16 protein-coding genes are annotated in these 16,160 nt (G+C 67.4%); 5 read left to right on the top strand and 11 right to left on the bottom strand.

All coding sequences use genetic code 11. From position 1 onward, the window contains the following. Window positions 1-30: 30 nt before the first annotated feature. Both ACQY8B_RS13845 and ACQY8B_RS13840 read right to left on the bottom strand, forming a co-directional pair. On the bottom strand, window positions 31-573 hold the full coding sequence (locus ACQY8B_RS13845; RefSeq protein WP_422087227.1) for an SRPBCC family protein: 543 nt from the start codon (window positions 571-573) through the stop codon (window positions 31-33). Window positions 574-608: 35 nt separating this feature from the next. Continuing rightward, entirely contained in the window at window positions 609-950 is a 342-nt protein-coding gene (locus ACQY8B_RS13840) for an ArsR/SmtB family transcription factor (RefSeq protein WP_422087226.1), read from the bottom strand. Between the two features lie 180 nt (window positions 951-1,130). Here ACQY8B_RS13840 and bla point away from each other — a divergent pair, with 180 nt between their 5' ends. Further along, a complete protein-coding gene (gene bla / locus ACQY8B_RS13835) occupies window positions 1,131-2,018 on the top strand; it encodes a class A beta-lactamase (protein WP_422087225.1) in 888 nt (295 codons plus the stop codon). Between the two features lie 16 nt (window positions 2,019-2,034). Here bla and ACQY8B_RS13830 read toward each other — a convergent pair whose 3' ends face one another. From ACQY8B_RS13830 to ACQY8B_RS13810, 5 genes are all read right to left on the bottom strand, one after another. Further along, window positions 2,035-2,880 (bottom strand): amidohydrolase family protein, encoded by an 846-nt coding sequence (locus ACQY8B_RS13830; RefSeq protein ID WP_422087224.1) that lies wholly within the window; start codon window positions 2,878-2,880, stop codon window positions 2,035-2,037. Window positions 2,881-2,927: 47 nt separating this feature from the next. Further along, window positions 2,928-3,551 (bottom strand): PAQR family membrane homeostasis protein TrhA, encoded by a 624-nt coding sequence (trhA, locus tag ACQY8B_RS13825; protein WP_422087223.1) that lies wholly within the window; start codon window positions 3,549-3,551, stop codon window positions 2,928-2,930. Window positions 3,552-3,588: 37 nt separating this feature from the next. Then, on the bottom strand, window positions 3,589-4,992 hold the full coding sequence (locus tag ACQY8B_RS13820; RefSeq protein WP_422087222.1) for a glycerophosphodiester phosphodiesterase family protein: 1,404 nt from the start codon (window positions 4,990-4,992) through the stop codon (window positions 3,589-3,591). Window positions 4,993-5,127: 135 nt separating this feature from the next. Beyond that, entirely contained in the window at window positions 5,128-5,898 is a 771-nt protein-coding gene (locus ACQY8B_RS13815; protein ID WP_422087221.1) for a class I SAM-dependent methyltransferase, read from the bottom strand. After that, the gene (locus ACQY8B_RS13810) at window positions 5,895-6,401 is read right to left on the bottom strand and encodes an O-acetyl-ADP-ribose deacetylase (RefSeq protein WP_422087220.1); all 507 of its coding nucleotides are present in this window, start codon (window positions 6,399-6,401) and stop codon (window positions 5,895-5,897) included. The genes ACQY8B_RS13815 and ACQY8B_RS13810 overlap by 4 nt, the downstream gene beginning before the upstream one ends. Before the next feature lie 195 nt (window positions 6,402-6,596). Between ACQY8B_RS13810 and ACQY8B_RS13805 the strand changes: the two genes are divergently transcribed. Further along, on the top strand, window positions 6,597-7,592 hold the full coding sequence (locus ACQY8B_RS13805; protein ID WP_422087219.1) for a sialic acid TRAP transporter substrate-binding protein SiaP: 996 nt from the start codon (window positions 6,597-6,599) through the stop codon (window positions 7,590-7,592). A 6-nt stretch (window positions 7,593-7,598) separates the two neighbouring features. Here ACQY8B_RS13805 and ACQY8B_RS13800 read toward each other — a convergent pair whose 3' ends face one another. The 3 genes from ACQY8B_RS13800 to ACQY8B_RS13790 form a co-directional block, all read right to left on the bottom strand. Continuing rightward, window positions 7,599-9,020, bottom strand: coding sequence for a GTPase/DUF3482 domain-containing protein (locus tag ACQY8B_RS13800; RefSeq protein ID WP_422087218.1), 1,422 nt, complete (start codon window positions 9,018-9,020; stop codon window positions 7,599-7,601). Further along, window positions 9,017-10,426: a DUF2868 domain-containing protein gene (locus ACQY8B_RS13795; RefSeq protein ID WP_422087217.1), complete on the bottom strand. Its 1,410-nt coding sequence runs from the start codon at window positions 10,424-10,426 to the stop codon at window positions 9,017-9,019. Before ACQY8B_RS13795 ends, ACQY8B_RS13800 begins: the two co-directional genes overlap by 4 nt. A gap of 341 nt (window positions 10,427-10,767) precedes the next feature. Then, complete coding sequence (locus ACQY8B_RS13790; RefSeq protein ID WP_422087216.1) at window positions 10,768-11,349, bottom strand: TetR/AcrR family transcriptional regulator; 582 nt, start codon at window positions 11,347-11,349, stop codon at window positions 10,768-10,770. Window positions 11,350-11,432: 83 nt separating this feature from the next. Here ACQY8B_RS13790 and ACQY8B_RS13785 point away from each other — a divergent pair, with 83 nt between their 5' ends. Continuing rightward, window positions 11,433-11,864 carry a VOC family protein gene (locus tag ACQY8B_RS13785; protein WP_422087215.1) on the top strand — a complete coding sequence of 144 codons (432 nt, stop codon included), beginning with the start codon at window positions 11,433-11,435 and terminating at the stop codon, window positions 11,862-11,864. 6 nt (window positions 11,865-11,870) lie between these two features. Here ACQY8B_RS13785 and ACQY8B_RS13780 read toward each other — a convergent pair whose 3' ends face one another. Then, window positions 11,871-13,727 (bottom strand): ABC transporter ATP-binding protein, encoded by a 1,857-nt coding sequence (locus ACQY8B_RS13780; RefSeq protein WP_422087214.1) that lies wholly within the window; start codon window positions 13,725-13,727, stop codon window positions 11,871-11,873. Window positions 13,728-13,946: 219 nt separating this feature from the next. On the opposite strand from ACQY8B_RS13780, the gene ACQY8B_RS13775 reads away from it, so the two are divergent. Together ACQY8B_RS13775 and ACQY8B_RS13770 are read left to right on the top strand one after the other, a co-directional pair. Then, a complete protein-coding gene (locus ACQY8B_RS13775; protein ID WP_422087213.1) occupies window positions 13,947-15,176 on the top strand; it encodes an ABC transporter substrate-binding protein in 1,230 nt (409 codons plus the stop codon). Between the two features lie 83 nt (window positions 15,177-15,259). Further along, window positions 15,260-16,135: a branched-chain amino acid ABC transporter permease gene (locus ACQY8B_RS13770; RefSeq protein ID WP_422087212.1), complete on the top strand. Its 876-nt coding sequence runs from the start codon at window positions 15,260-15,262 to the stop codon at window positions 16,133-16,135. Window positions 16,136-16,160: the final 25 nt, after the last annotated feature.

The raw sequence follows: 16,160 nt of genomic DNA, 5'->3' as shown, positions 1-16,160 counted from the left end.
TTGCCGAGCGCGCGGTGTGTGCGCTACGGTTCAGCGGATGTGCGTTTCGTAAACAGCCTCGACCGCCTCCAGCCCCGCCCAGAAGCCCTCGGGCTTGTGCCCCTGCAGTACTTGATCGAGCACATCGATGTGCGCATGCCACCCGCTCGCAACGCTGACAGTCGCCTTGCGGTCCCGCAGCCGCCGATGCGTGAGCACGAGCCGCGTGGCGTCCTCGCCCTGCGGCGCAAGCTCGAAGGTCACTTCCGACGCATTCGGGCCTTCGTCCCAGTTGATGACCAGCAATGTCGGTGCCTCGATGCGCATCAACTTCGACTTCTGCAGATGCGGCTTGCGGTAGCCGGCAAAGCGTTCTGGCGCTTCTTCGTCGGTCAGCTTGGTGTGCTCGAAGCGCATCTCGGAAACTTCGCCGGGCTGCCGAGCCATGGTGCCGCCCGCAAGCCATGCTGCGCGCCTGGCGGGGTCGGTGAGGTACGCCCACACGCGGTCGATGGGGGCAGGCAGGTTGCGTTCCATGCGCAGGGTACCGGGCTCGGTCTGCTGGCCGAGGCTGTGCTTGATGGCTGGGGTCATTGGCTGTTGCTCCTTGGGGTGAAAAGCCGTTGTGGTTACTTGGGCCGGGCGGCGTCGCGCCGCAGTTCGTTTTCCAGTGCGTCGAGGTGCGTGGTCCAGAAGCCTTCGTAGTAGCGCAGCCATGCATCGGCAGTGGCCAGTGCGGCGGGCTCCAGCCGGCACACGTGCGCGCGGCCTTGCACGGTGCGCGACACCAGGCCCGCGCGCTCCAGCGTCTTCACGTGCTTGGACGCACCCGCAAAGGACATGCGAAAGGGCGCGCCGAGTTCGCCCACGCTGCACTCGCCGTGGGCCAGCAGTTGCAGCATGGTGCGGCGGGTGCTGTCGGCCAGGGCGTGGAATACGGCGTCGAGCCGTTCGTCTTCTAGTTCAACCATGAGGTTGAATATAGACGGATTCCGAATTTTATTAAGCCTTTCGGTTGAGCAATTTTCCGGCGTTACAGCCGATACACCCGAGACGCAAAGCAGCGGCGGCGCACTGGAGCGCTAGGCACCGCGCTCCTACGATTGCCGGCGTTCCATTCACTCCACTCGCCAACAGAAAGCAAAGAAGAAATGAACTCACCCGTCCAGCGCCGTACCCTGTTGCTCGCCGCCTCCGTGCTGCCGCTTGCCGCTGCCTGCACCGCATGGTCGCAAAAGGGGCCGCAGGCTTCCGCCGAGGCCCAGCTCGCCGAACTCGAACGCGCCTGTGGCGGGCGCCTTGGCGTGGTGGCGTTCAACACGGCAAGCGGCGCACGCCTGCAGCATCGGCCGCATGAACGCTTTCCGTTCTGCAGCACTTTCAAGCTGATGCTGGCGGCCACGGTGCTGGAGCGCAGCGCCAAAGACCCGAGCCTGCTGTCGCGCCGCGTCGGCTACAGCAAGGCCGACATCATTCCCAACTCGCCCGTCACTGAAAAGCACGTGGCCGACGGCATGACGGTGGCCGCGTTGTGCGCCGCCACCATCCAGTACAGCGACAACGCAGCCGCCAACCTGTTGATGAAGATGCTGGGCGGCCCGGCCGACGTGACCGCCTTCGCGCGCACCATCGGCGACCAGGCCTTCAGGCTCGACCGTTGGGAGACCGAACTCAACACGGCCATTCCCGGCGACCTGCGCGACACCACCACGCCCGCGGCCATGGCCGACAGTGTGCAGCGGCTGGTGCTGGGCGATGCGCTGGGCGCCGCGCAGCGTAGCCAGTTGCAGGCCTGGCTGCAGGGCAACACGACCAGCGCCGAGCGCTTCATGGCCGCCGTGCCGCCGGGCTGGAAGGTGGGCGACAAGACCGGCGCGGGGGCTTACGGCACCAACAACGACGTCGGCGTGATGTGGCCGCCGGCCGGCGCACCGCTGGTGGTCGCCGTCTACCTGACCTTCCCCGACAAGGACGCGAAGAACCGCAACGATGTGGTGGCCTCTGCAGCACGCATCGCGGTAAGGGCGCTCGCGGGCTGAGACCGGTGCGTCGCGATCAGTTGCCGCCGGTGCCGAAGCCGAACAGCCGCATCGGCGTGTCGACGAGGATGGTGCGGCGGTCTGCCTCCGAAGGCACGCTGCGCTCGAACACGCCGAGCAGCGTGCCGTAGTCCAGCCGCCGGGTGGCGCGAATGTTCGGCCAGTCTGAACCCCAGAGGCAGTTGGCGGGACCGAAGGCCGACAGCAGCACATCGGTGAAGGGCTGGGCATCCGCGAAGGGCAGCGCCTCGCGCGAGAACTTGTCGTAGCCCGACAGCTTGACGGCGCAGCGCCCGCTGTCGGCCATTCGCAGCAGTGCGTCGAAGCCGGGGCTCGCAAGCCCGCGCGAGATGTCGGGGCGGCCGTGGTGGTCGACCACGATCTGCGCGCCGCAGCCCAGCAGGCGCGGTGCCAGTTCGGCCATCTGGTCGTCCTGCACCTGGACCTGCACGCACATGTCCAGCGCGGCGATGCGTTCCCACAGCGCATCGGCATTCGCATAGTGCGCAAGGCCCAGCAGCGCCATGTTGAAGGCGATGCCAACTACGCCCTGGGCCTGCAGGTCTTGCAATTGCGAGGCCGATGCGTCGTTCTCGACCACGGCAATGCCCTTGAAGCGATGGCCGCCGCGCCTGATGGCGTCGAGCATGCAGCGGTTGTCGGTGCCGTAGCCCGAGTTCGGGCCGACGAGCAGGGCGTGCGACACGCCGTAAGCCGACATCACCTGCATGAAGTAGTCGGCGGTGGCGATCTCGCCGCCCGACGGCGCGTAGAAAACGCCCGGCGCGTACGGAAAGGATTCGGGGTCGAAGATGTGGCAGTGGCAGTCGATCTTCGGGGCGGAAAAAATAGAAGCGTCCATGGGGTGCCGAGTGTGGCATCGCCACGCCGCTGGCGGCACCACGCCAGCTACAGTACGAACCAGCCGACAGCGATGTAGTGGCTGATCGTGCCCGCCAGCACGAACAGGTGCCAGGCGCCGTGCGCATGGCGAAAGCCCTGCCGGTTCCGGTAGAAGATGGTGCCCACGGTGTAGAGCACGCCCCCGATCAGCAGCCACGCCAGCCCGGCACCGTCGAGCCGCGCGGCCAGCGGCACGGCAGCCAGCACCCCGAGCCATCCCATGCCGATGTAGAGCGGCAGCGAGGGCTTGGCCGAAGCCCCGGGCTTCGGCGGCCGCAGCTCGCGCCATATGCCGAACAGTGCCACGCCCCATATCGCCGAGAGCAGCAGCCAGCCCCACTTGCCGTGCAGCGTGACGAGCGCGAAGGGCGTGTAGGTGCCGGCGATCAGCAGGTAGATCGCGCAGTGGTCGGCCCGCTCCCACACGCGCTTGAGGCGGCCGCGTGTGCTGTGGAAGAGCGTGGAGGCCGCGTACAGCGCCACGGCAGAAAGCGAGAACACCAGCGCCCCCGCAATGCGCGCGGGGTCGCCGGTGGGCACGGTCTTGATGAGCAGCAGCGCGGTGGCTGAGAGCGCCAGCAGCAGGCCCAGCAGGTGGCTGTATCCGTTGAGTCGTTCGCCCGGGTACATGGTGCCGTTCAGCCGGTTGCCTGCGCCGCGTTGCGCATCAGCGGCCCGTTTCCTTCAGGTAGGTCTTGCGCGCCGCGACGGCCGTGTTCGCGAAGTCCGAGAACACGCCGTCGATGCCGGCGCGGAAATACGCGAGGTATTCGGCCGTCGGGTCGCCCTTGTAGATGCCGGCCAGGTACTTCGACTCGTTGCGGAAGGTGTAGCTGTGCACGAACAGGCCGGCCTTGTGCGCGTCGGCTATCAGGCTGGTGGGCTTGATGGTGTTCACGTCGGCCATGCCCTTGTTGGTCGCGGCGAAAGGCACGATGGTGTGGGCCATGACCTGTGGCTTCCACGGGCCGATGCCGTCGGCGTAGGTCTTGATCTCGGCCAGGCCTGCAGGCTTGAGCATCTCGCCGAAGAACTTCGGGTTGCCGGCCAGTGTCCAGCTGTAGGGGCGGCCGTCGACGAAGGTGTAGACGTCGTTGGTGACGTAGATCATTTCGCCGGTCTGGTAGTTGATGTCGTTGCCGTCCACCAGTTGCACCGCACGCGCCTTCAGGCCGGCCGAGCGCAGGTACTTCAGGCTTTCGGGCTCGAAGCTCTGCACGAAGATCGGCGCGTCCTTGCGGTTCAGGTCATTGAAGTTCATGACCTTCAGCAGCGCGTCTTCCAGCGGGTGGCTGCCCGCCGGGCCGCAGCCGTTGGCGATGGCCTGCGCGTTGTTCCAGATCGGGTTCTTGGTTTCCGGGTACACGGAGAACGTGCGGCCGGTGGCGGCGCTCTTGGCCTTTGCGATGTCGATGAGCTCCTGGAAGCTGATGATCGGCAGCTTGCCGTTGAGATCGGTGGGGCGTTCGTCCCTGGCGTCGTAGGTGGTGCCGCGGATCCACTGGCGCAGCTCGTCCATCGTGAAGTCGGTGATGGACCAGTCGTTGGTGTGGTTCTCTCCGTCGACGATGAGCGACTTGAGCACCGACTTCGGATCGTTCGGATCGGTCAGGTCGCTCAGATACTGGGCGGGGCCGTTTTCCGGGATGGCGGGGTACTTCACGTTGACCAGCACGCCGGGCACGGTGCGCTTGCGCGCGGCCACGGTGGGATTGGTTGCGGCGACATCGGCGATGTTGGTGTTGTCGCTGAGCCAGGGGTTGTGGCGTGCGACCAGCACGCAATCCTTGGTGAGGTGCAGGTCGGTCTCGAGCGAATCGGCGCCGGCATCGGCCGCGGCTTCGTAGGCGGTCTTGGTCTCTTCGGGAAACAGGCCGGGCAGGCCGCGGTGAGCAATGACGAGCGGCACGGAGCCGTCGAGGGTGCCCAGCGCGGCGGGGGGCGGCGGCGCAGGTGGTGCCGGTGCCGGAGCCGGCGCGGGCGGAAGAAACGGAATCGAGGGGCCTCCACCTCCGCCGCCGCACGCGGCAATCATGAGGCCGCCTGCAACGGCCACCAAGGCAGCGCGCATGGGGCGGGGAGCGGGTGCGGGAACAGCTTTTTTCATTGGGTCCTGGCGTCCGTTGCAAGTAGATTGAAAGCTGGCGGATGCTAGGTTTGGCCCATGACGGTACGGTGACCGGTAACCTCCAGGCGATCAATCCTTTCAGGCCCGTGTGCCCACCAGCACAGGCTGGAAGAACGCGCCGTCGATGCGCCGCACGTTCTCCAACCCCGCCTCGCGCATCAGCTCGCACAGCCGCGTGGTCGACACGGCGTAGTAGCGCGAGCGCATCACGCGCGTGCTCACCTCGTGCGTGGCCAGGTTCTCGGTGACGAAGAAGAAGCCCAGGTCGTAGTGCTCGCCCTTGCCTGCGTCCGTGAAGTCCCACACCTGGAACAGCACGTGGCGCAGGCCGTTTTCGACGCGCGCGCCGTAGTGCTTCACGAGGTTGCTGCCGCGCTCTTCCTTTGCGTAGTCGCGCACGCTCACCACGCAGCCGCCGCCCGGGCGCAGGCATGAGGCCATCTGTCGGAAGGTGAGCAGCAGGTCTTCGTCGGTCTGCAGGTGCGGCATCGAGTTGTCGCACGACATCACGATGTCGAAGCCGCCGCCGTGATGCGTGTGCGCCTCGCGCATGTCGCAGACCGAGAAGGCGACATCGAGGCCGCGCACCTGCGCCTCGTGCCGCGCGCGTTCGATCTCCTGGGGCGACAGGTCCGATGCCGTCAATGCGTGGCCCAGCGCAGCGAGCGCCAGTGTCTGCGTGCCGATGCCGCAGGACACGTCGAGCACCCTGCGCCGCGCGCCGCCGCCGGGCCACTCGGTATCGATCAGTTGCGCGAGCTTGTCGCCCTGTGCGCGGATGCTCTCGTTCCAGTCGGGATAGATCAGGTGATAGAGCGGTGCGAGGTCGTCGTAGAAGTCGTTGGTCATGCCAGTGCTGCCTCGTAGACCGCGAGGTCGCCCATGGAGAAGCAGCAGAAGACGACCTCCTGCACCGATGCCGCTTCGTTCGCGGCGTCGCGTACCGTGTCCACGGCCACCTTCGCCGCCAGTTCGACGGGGTAGCCGTAGATGCCCGTGCTCACGCTCGGAAAGGCGATGCTGCGCACGCCTTGCGCGCCCGCCAGCGCCATCGAACGCCGGTAGCACGACGCGAGCAGCTCGGGCTCGCCCGACGTGCCGCCGCGCCATACCGGGCCGACCGTGTGGATGATGAAGCGCGCGGGCAGGCGGTAGCCCTTGGTGAGCTTGGCGTCGCCGGTCTTGCAGCCGCCGAGCAGCCGGCATTCGTGCAGCAGGTCCGGCCCTGCCGCGCGGTGAATGGCGCCGTCCACCCCGCCGCCGCCAAGCAGCGAAGAGTTGGCGGCATTGACGATGGCGTCGACCTGCAGTGTGGTGATGTCGGCGCGAAGGGCGCGCAGCGCGGCGGTCATGGCGTGTTCCTTTCTGGTGCGGCCTCACGATAACGCCCCGCGAACCCCAGCAAACCCCAGTCGGGCAAACCCGCTCCCGGCGGCTGTCGCTACTCCTTACGATGCGCTCGCCGGGCCCGATGGCCTGGCGTCGGACCCGTAGCAGTGGCGTCGATCTTGCATGGGGCCGATTGTTCTCAACTCGAGGGAGAGTCCATGAAAAGCTTCTTGCCGTGGCGCCGCGCCGCATTCGCGCTGGTGGCGCTGGGATGCGCAATGGCCGTGCAGGCGCAGCAGGTGTTGCAGTTCAAGTGGGGCCATGTCTACGAGCCCACGAGCATCTTCCATCAGCAGGCCGAACTGGCGGCGCGCAAGATCGCGGAGCAGTCCGACGGCAAGATCAGGATCGAGGTGGTGCCTTCGTCGAAGATGGGCCAGGAGGCGGACTTTCCGCTGATGCTGGCGAATGACTCGATGCAGATCGCCTACGTCGGCGACGCCACGCTGGCCGAAGGCTATCCGCCGCTGAGCCTGGGCAGCTACCCCTTCGCCTTCAAGGATCTCGACCACATGCGCAAGTACCTGGCGAGCCCGTTGCTGGCCGACCTGATGAAGGGATACAACGAGAAGAGCGGCAACCGCATGGTGGCCACGGTGTATTACGGCGCTCGGCAGGTCACTTCGGCCAGGCCGCTGGCAAAGCCCGAAGACTTCCGCGACCTGCGGCTGTATGTGCCCGCCGCCGCCGCTTATCAGCTCTTTGCCACCGCGCTCGATGCCAAGCCGCTCACGCTGCCTTTCATGAGCCTCTACGGTGCGCTCAAGAAGGGCGAGGTCGAGGCGCAGGAAAACCCGCTGGGCATCGTCAGGTCGAAGAAGCTCTATGAAGTGCAGAAATACGTGCAGCTCACCGCGCACGTCTACGACACGCTGGGCATCGTGATCGGCAAGGCGGCATGGGCCAGGCTCTCGCCGCCGCAGCAGGCGATGGTCGAGAAGGTGCTCGTGGAAACCGCGAAGTGGACCAACGTCGGCGTGATCGCCGGTGAGCTGGAAGACGAGCAGTTCCTGCGCAGCAAGGGCATGACGGTGACGCCGGTCAATCGCCAGTTGTTCCTCGAGCGCATCGTGAAGCGCGCGACGCCGGAGCAGCAGGGCGCGCGGCCGGGAGACTACGCGAAGCTGCAGGCACTGGCGGCTGGCGCGAACTGAGGCGCTTCAGGCCTGCTCGAAGGCTTGCAGCAGCTGGCTCGACAAGTCGGCGACCAGGGCTTCGCGTTGCGGCGACGGTCGCCAGAAGGCGCGGCTCGTCACGCCGGTTGCTTCCCAGTCGCGGTGGTTGCGCGCGGGCTGCACGGCGCGCACGGCCGCGGCGGCGGCCTGCGTGGGTGCATCGCCGTCGGCGGGCGCCTCGGCGGCAATGCGCTGCGTGGCCGCATGGCCGCGCACTTCCAGCGCCTGCGTGAGCTTGAGCTGCCATGCGACCAGCGCGAACAGCACGCCGTCTTCTACCGTCAGTTCATGCACGTCGCGCAGCTTGTTGGCGATCTTGCGGCCCAGCGGACCCCAGCCCTGCGACACAGCACCGCCAATCGCGCCACCCAGCGCAGCGCCCGCGCCCAGCGAGATGCCGGCCAAGGCCAGGTCGGCCACCACGCCCACGGCGGCGCCGATGACCGCGCCCTTGCCAAGGCGCAGGCCGGCGTCCTTCATGGCTTCGGGGCTGAAGAAGTCGAGCGCCCAGCGGCCTTCGATGATCGGCAGCGGCGCTTCGTCGGCATCGCCCTGGCGAAAGCCGTAGAGCGCGAGCAGGTCGTCGGTGCAACGCTGGGCCTTGTCGAACACGGTCTTCTGCAGCGCCGCGACCAGCGTCTGCCGGCGCGCGGCATCGGCGAACTCGGCCGCCTGCACCGTGCGGCGCACGGCGGCGGCATCGACCAGCAGCGCGGCGATGCGCGTGCAGGCCGAACGGCGGCGGCCGGCGGCTTCGGTGTCCAGCGAATCGACCACGCCGCGCAGCAGTTCGCGGCGATCGCGCAGCAGGGTGGCGAGGTCGTTGTACAGGTCTTGTTCGGCACCGACGAACGGAGCCGCCGCGTCGAAGCGCACCTGCACGTGCAAGCCGTAGGCCGACAGCAGTTCTTTCCAGGCCGCCTCGCGGCTGGCGGCGTCGCGCACGAAGTTCAGCACCGGCAGCACCGGTCGCGCGCAGGCGTTGAGCAGTTCGATCTCGTCGCGGAACTTGGGCAGCACCGGTTCGCGCACGTCGATGACGAGAAACGCGGCGTCGATGTCGAGCATGGTGCGCAGCACCTTGGCCTCCTGCTCGAATACGCCGTGCGCCTCGGGGCCTTGCAGGAACTGGCGGATGCGTTCGGGCGGGGTGGCTTGCGGGTCGAAGCGCGCGAGGTGCTCGCGCAGCGCGACGGCGTCTTCGAGGCCGGGCGTGTCGAAGAAGCGCACGGCGGTTTGGTCGTCCACCTCGAGATCGGCCGACTCGACATGGCGCGTAGTGCCGGGGCGCTGCGACACCTCGCCGAAGTCGATGCGCCGCGTGAGCGTGCGCAGCAGCGAGGTCTTGCCCGCGTTGGTGTGGCCGACGACCGCGATGCGGATGGGCTGTTGCTGCTGCTGCGTCATGGGGCGGTTGCCTCGTTCGGCCGCAGGGCGAGGGCGAGGTCGATGCGGTCGCTGGCGGCGATGCTTTCCAGGCCGCAGTCGCGAAGCCAGTCGAGCCAGCGCTGCGTGGCGGCGGCATCGGCTGCGCCCGCGAGCCACAGGCGGCATTCGCCGCAATGCGCCAGCACTTCGCGCAGGAAGCGTTCGGTGCCGCGGTCGGGGCTCGATGCGGCATTGCAGGCCAGCAGCACGGTGCGCGGGCGGGCGTGCACGAGCTGGTCGAGCAGCGCGCGGCGTGCCGTAGCGCTGCCGTCGATGCGCTCCACCTGCGTGGCCGCGTCGTGCGGGATGGCGGCCGGAGGCCATGGCATGTCGGGCGGCAGCTCGAAGCCGATGACGAAGAGGCCGTCGTGCAGTGCCGATGCGGGCAGGCTCGTGGGCGCGCCGGTGCGCGTGCGGCCCGGGTCGGCATCGACGATGGCGGCGGGCGCCAGCGCCGCGAAGCGCGCTAGCAGCTTGCGGTAGTAGGGCTCGTGCCAGTCGGGCTGCAGCGCCTTGCGGCGGCGCTTCCAGACGGCGGCGCTCAACAGCGCCAGCGCGACGCGCGGCAGCAGGCCGTAGACGGCGATGCAGCCGGTGAGCCACAGCGCCCAGGTGCGCTGGCCTGCCGCTGCGGGCGTGGAGGCCAGCACGGTGGCTGCATCAGGCACCGGAAAGCCGAGCTGCGCCGGCGCCCAGCCCAGCACCTGTACCGCCCGCACGAAGAAGGCGGGGTCGAGAATCGTCGTTTCCCAACTCAGCGTGTAGTTGCGGAAGGCGAGTGCGAAGAGCATCGAAGCCAGCACCACCGCGAACGACAGTGACCAGATGCCGTGGCTCACGAGCCCGAAGGCCCAGGGCAGCAGCCTGGCGCGCGTCAGCAGCCCGGTGATCGAGCGCAACAGCACCGGCGCCTGCCCACGCTTGCCGCCGGCCACGCGTGCAGTGAGCGACAGCCAGATCCAGCCGAGCGATGCGGTCCCGAAGGAACCCAGCGGAAAGCAGAGCCCCACCAGCCACAGCAGCAGCGTGAGCGCGTGCAGGCCCAGCAGGCTTACGAGCGCGACGATCACGTTGATGTGGCGCTCGCCACCGCCCACCACGTTCCCCGCGAGGCCGAGGCCGGCCGTCACGATCAGCGCCACGAGTGCGATCAGCACCCAGGGCGCCCATTGCCGGGCGCGTAAAAGTTCAGGCTGCAGGCCGATGCGTTCGCCGAGCTGGCGCGCGCGTTCGATGATTGGCGCGTGAGCGTCGGGCGTGCGCGAGGCGAGGGCGGCGCGCATGGCCTGTGCGTCGTCGAGCGGGCCGCTCTGTTCGACCCACCGGATCGCCTCGGTGATCACCGCATCTGTAAAGGCATGTTCGCGCAGCGCGGTGTTGGTCAACAGGGTCCCTTCGCAAGTGAGGCCCCGCACGGTGCCGGGGCGCGCGAATTATGCCCGGCGCGCCGCGGGCTCCCCACGAGAAACGGGGCCGCGAGCGGCCCCGTTCTGCAGGTGTCGGAGCAGGGGCGTGCCCGGTCTCAGCGAAGGCCGAAGAACGAGAGCACGGCAACCACGACCACGACCAGACCGACGATGTAAATGATGGAATTCACGCGAGACTCCGTTGTTGACGACGATGTCAGCATCGCGCCGCGCAGGGTGCGCGAATGTCGGCGGCAGGCGGCGTGTGATGTAGGACTTGCGAAGCGCCAGCCTGTACTGCTTGCCCCCGGGAGTGGCGTTCAGCGCTTCTTGTCGGGCCCCAGCGCCTGCTCGACCAGCCAGCGCATCGCCGCGCGGACCTCTTTCGCATCGGCGCCCGCGTCGATCTCCAGCGCCGCACGGTCGAAAGCGGCCGACAGCAGTTGCGACAGCGCATCGACCGAGACTTCGCCGCGTCCCATGCCGGCGCGCGTCAGGCCCTGGCGCAGCGAGTGTGCCGCGTTGGCATCGTCGATCGCCATGATCTCCGCCATGCCCAGCACGGCAGGGCCGTCGACCAGCAGCAGCCGCGTGCGGCCCGGCACGGTCATGGCGTCCAGATAGGCCTCGCTGCCTTCGAGCAAGGCTTCGCGCGGGCCCAGCCGCTCGGGCGTGGCGGCTTCGATGTCGGCCGCCACGGCCATTGCCTCGCGTGCCAGCACCTGGCGGAACAGGCCGCGCTTGTCCGCGAAGTGGTGATACAGCGCGCCTCGGGTAATGCCGGCTGCGAGGGCGATTTCAGGGGTGGAGGTGTCGCCGTAGCCCTTGCTGACGAAAAGCGCGCGTGCTGCTTCGAGCAGGGCGAGCTGGGTGCTTTCGGTGCGTTCGCGGTTGGTGGCCATGACGGCTAATTTACATGCAGGCTGTCTGTAGGTTAGTATTTAAAGTACGTACAGCCTGTATGTTTTATGAAAGGGCCGATTCCATGAAAGTCACGAGCTACTACCCCGTCGTCATGACCGAAGACGTGGCGGGCACCGCCGCCTTCTATCGGTCGCATTTCGGCTTCGTGCCGCTCTTCTCCAGCGACTGGTACGTGCATCTGCAGCTGGAGGGGCAGCCCTCGGTGAACCTCGCCGTGCTGGACGGACGCCACGAGACCATTCCGGAGCCGGCGCGCGGGCAGGTGGCGGGCGGCCTGCTGCTGAACTTCGAGGTGGAAGATGCCGATGCGGTGCACGACCGGCTGAAGGCCGCCGGCCTGCCGATCCTGCTGCCGCTGCGCGACGAGGCCTTCGGCCAGCGCCACTTCATCACCCGCGACCCGAACGGCGTGCTGATCGACATCATCAAGCCGATCCCGCCGTCGGGGGAGTTCGTTGCGCAGTACGAGGCGGGGGCGTTGCCGGCCGCCTGAAGGCGATCAGGCGCGCAGGGCCTCGTCTTCGTCGAGGCTGTCGCCCAGGAAGCCGCCGCTCTGGTGCGCCCACAGCCGCGCATACAGCCCGCCCTGTGCCATCAGCGTGCGGTGGTCGCCTTCTTCCACCACGCGGCCTTCGTCGAGCACGATGAGCCGGTCCATCGCGGCGATGGTCGACAGCCGGTGCGCGATGGCGATCACCGTCTTGCCTTCCATCAGCGTGTAGAGGCTCTGCTGGATGGCGGCCTCGACCTCGGAGTCGAGCGCGCTGGTGGCTTCGTCGAGCAGCAGGATCGGTGCGTCCTTCAGCATCACCCGCGCGATGGCCACGCGCTGGCGCTGGCCGCCCGAGAGCTTCACGCCGCGTTCGCCCACATGCGCCTCGTAGCCGCGACGGCCGCTCGCGTCGCCCAGCGTCTGGATGAATTCATGGGCTTCGGCCCGCTTGGCGGCAGCCTCGATTTCCTCGTGCGTGGCGTCGGGGCGGCCATAGGCCACGTTGTCGGCCACCGAGCGGTGCATCAGCGAGGTGTCCTGCGTGACCATGCCGATGTGGCTGCGCAGCGAGTCCTGCGTGACGTGCGCGATGTCCTGCCCGTCGATCAGGATGCGGCCGCTTTCCAGGTCATGGAAGCGCAGCAGCAGGTTCACCAGTGTCGACTTGCCCGCGCCCGAGCGGCCGACCAGGCCGATCTTCTCGCCGGGCTTCACGGTGAGGTTCAGGTCGTCGATGACGCGGCGACCGCCGTCGCCATAGCGGAAGCTCGCATGCTCGAAGCGCACCTCGCCTTGCGGCACCTGGAGCACGGTGGCGTCAGCCGCGTCGAGCACGGTACGCGGGCGCGAGAGCGTCTTCATGCCGTCCTGCACGGTGCCGATGTTCTCGAACAGGCTGGTCATCTCCCACATGATCCAGTGCGACATGCCCTGCAGCCGCAGCGCCATTGCAGTGGCCGCGGCCACCGCGCCCACGCCGACCGCGCCCTTGGACCACAGCCACAGCGCCACGCCCGCCATGCCGGCGGTCAGGCCCATGCTGAGTGCATGGTTGACGATCTCGAAGGCGCTCACCAGCCGCATCTGGCCGTAGCCGGTCTTCATGAACTCGCGCATGGCGTCGCGTGCGAAGCCGGCCTCGCGCTGCGTGTGCGAGAACAGCTTGACGGTCGCGATGTTGGTGTAGGCGTCGGTCACTCGGCCGGTCATGAGGGCCCGGGCGTCGGCCTGCGCCTTGCCGACCTTGCCCAGGCGCGGCACGAAGTAGATGAGGGCGCAGATGTACAGCGCCAGCCAGATCAGGAACGGCCACACCAGCTGCGCGTCGAGCAGGCCCACCAGGATGATCATGGTGGCCACGTACACGCCCATGGCCACCAGCACGTCGGCCAGCACGAAGATGGTCTCGCGCACCGCGAGCGCGGTCTGCATCACCTTGGCCGTGATGCGGCCCGCGAACTCGTCCTGGTAGAAGGCCATGCTCTGGCCCAGCATCAGCCGGTGGAAGTTCCAGCGCAGCCGCATCGGCAGGTTCACGGCCAGCGTCTGGTGCTTGACGATGGTCTGCAGCGCCACCACGCCGATGCTGATCACCAGGAAGGCGGCCAGCCACATCAGCGTGGTGCCGCGCTCTTCCCACAGGCGCGAGGGCACCTGCCCGCCGAGCCAGTCGACGATGCGCCCGAGGATGGCGAACAGCACCGCCTCGAAGGTCGACATGACGGCCGTGAGCGCGGCCATGGCAGCGATCTTGCCGCGCACGCCGTGCGTGCAGGCCCAGAGAAAGGCAAAGAAGCCCTGCGGCGGCAGCGAAGGCTCGGCGACAGGGTAGGGATGGAGAAGTTTTTCGAAGAAGCGGAACAAGGCGAACGGTCTCCCGGAGAGCCTTCGACTGTAGCCGCGCATGCATGACCTTGCCCCGAAAAGGTGCGTTGTCCAGGTGTCGCCCCTGGAACAGTCCGGCTAGGGTTGTCACTCTCCGGAGCCGAATCGTTATCGACTATGTTTTGGTGACTTCGCGCTTGCGCGTCGTCGCTTTCGGTCCGACCCAGAAATTTCACAACAACGTTGGAGACGTTTTCCATGCATTTTCGTTTCAAGCTGCTGGCGCTGACCAGCGCGCTCGCCCTTTCGGTCAGCGCCTTCGCGGCCGATCCGATCAAGATCGGCGTGGACGGCCCCTTCACCGGAGGCTCGTCCTCCATGGGCGTGAGCATGCGCGACGGCGTTCGCCTGGCCGCGGAGGAAATCAACAAGTCCGGCGGCGTGCTGGGCCGGCAGATCCAGCTCGTCGAGCGCGACGACGAAGCCAAGAACGAACGCGGCGTGCAGATTGCCCAGGAGTTCGTCAACAAGGAAAAGGTCGTGGCCGCGGTGGGCTACATCAACACCGGCGTGGCGCTGGCCTCGCAGCGCTTCTTCCAGGAGGCGAAGATCCCGGTGCTCAACAACGTCGCGACGGGCTCGGTCATCACCCACCAGTTCGACAAGGACCCGGAGAACTACGTCTTTCGCAATGCCGCTCACGACAGCATCCAGGCGCCGATGATCGTGGAAGAGGCCGTCACGCGCCGCGGCTACAAGAAGGTCGCGATCCTGGCCGACTCCACCAACTACGGCCAGCTCGGGCGCGAAGACCTGGAGCGCGCGCTCAAGAACAAGGGCATCACGCCCGTGGCGGTCGAGAAGTTCAACATCAAGGACGTCGACATGACGGCCCAGCTGCTGAAGTCGAAGGAAGCCGGCGCCGAGGCCGTGCTCACCTACGGCATCGGCCCCGAGCTGGCCCAGATCGCCAACGGCATGACCAAGCTGGGCTGGAAGGTGCCGATCATCGGCAGCTGGACCCTGGCCATGGCCAACTTCATCGACAACGCCGGGCCCGGCGGCGACGGCGCGCGCATGCCGCAGACCTTCATCCAGGAGCCGACCACGCCCAAGCGCAAGGCGTTCATCGACGCCTTCGTCGGCAAGTTCAAGCCGAAGAACAACCGCATGGATTCGCCGGTGTCGGCGGCGCAGGGCTACGACTCCATCTACCTGCTGGCCGCCGCGATCAAGCAGGCCGGCAGCACCGACGGCCCGAAGATCAAGGCCGCGCTCGAAGACCTGCAGGCGCCGGTCGAAGGCGTGGTGACGACCTACAACAAGCCCTTCACCAAGACCGACCATGACGCCATCACCGCCAACATTCCGGTGTTCGGCGAGGTCAAGGGCGGCCGCGTGGTCTTTGCCAGCGCCGACGACCAGAAGAGCGCCGGCACCGTCCGCCTGAAGGACGTGGCGGCCAACGACGCGCTGCTGAAGAAGTAGCCACCGGATCGAGCGCCGACGCCGCCCCGGGACCTGTTCCTGCGGCGGCGCATTTTTTGGTCCAACGCCTTCTGCGAGCCGCCATGCAAATCCTTACCCAACTCATCTTCAGCGGCATTGCGCTGGGCATGATCTACGCCGTCATCGCGTTCGGCTATCAGCTCACCTTCGCCACTTCGGACACCCTGAACTTCGGCCAGGGCAACGCGCTCATGCTCGGCGCGATGGTCGGCCTCACGCTGGTGAACATGGGGCTGAACTACTGGCTGATGATCCCGCTGGTGTGCGTGTTCGGCGCCTTCCAGGGGGCGGTGGTGGAGCGCATAGCGGTGCGCCCGGCGATCAAGATCAAGTCTGAGTTCGGCTGGATCATGTCCACCATTGCGCTGGGCATCATCTTCACCAACGTGGCAGAGAACGTCTGGGGGCGCGACGACCTGAAGTTCCCGTCGCCGCTGCCGGAGTCGCCGATGCACTTCCTGGGCGCCAACGTGTTGCCGATGGAAATACTGGTGGTCATCGGCGCGCTGCTCATGATGCTGGCGGTCGAGCTGTTCAACCGCCGCTCGATCTACGGCAAGGCGGTGGTCGCGACCTTCAACGACCGCGATGCCGCCAAGCTCATGGGCATCAACACCGGCCTGGTCATCACCTTCTCGTATGCGCTGTCGTCCATGACGGCGGCCTTTGCCGGCGTGCTGATCGCGCCGCTCACGCTGACCGGCGCCTCGATGGGCGCGGTGCTCGGCCTGAAGGCCTTCGCGGTCGCCATCATCGGCGGGCTCACCAGCGGCATGGGCATCGTGGTGGGCGGGATCATCCTGGGCATTGCCGAGACCACCACCGGCTTCTACCTGAGCACCGGCTACAAGGACGTGCCCGGGCTTGTGCTGCTGCTGATCGTGCTGGCCGTGCGCCCGTCGGGCCTGTTCGGCAAGGCCGCCATCAAGAAGGTGTGAGCGCGTGGCCATGAATTCCGAAAAA

It is taken from the genome of Variovorax sp. (assembly GCF_965279555.1).
Taxonomy (GTDB): Bacteria; Pseudomonadota; Gammaproteobacteria; order Burkholderiales; family Burkholderiaceae_C; genus Variovorax.
Note: the sequence above shows the minus strand (reverse complement) of the source record. Positions and strands in the feature narration are given on the sequence as shown.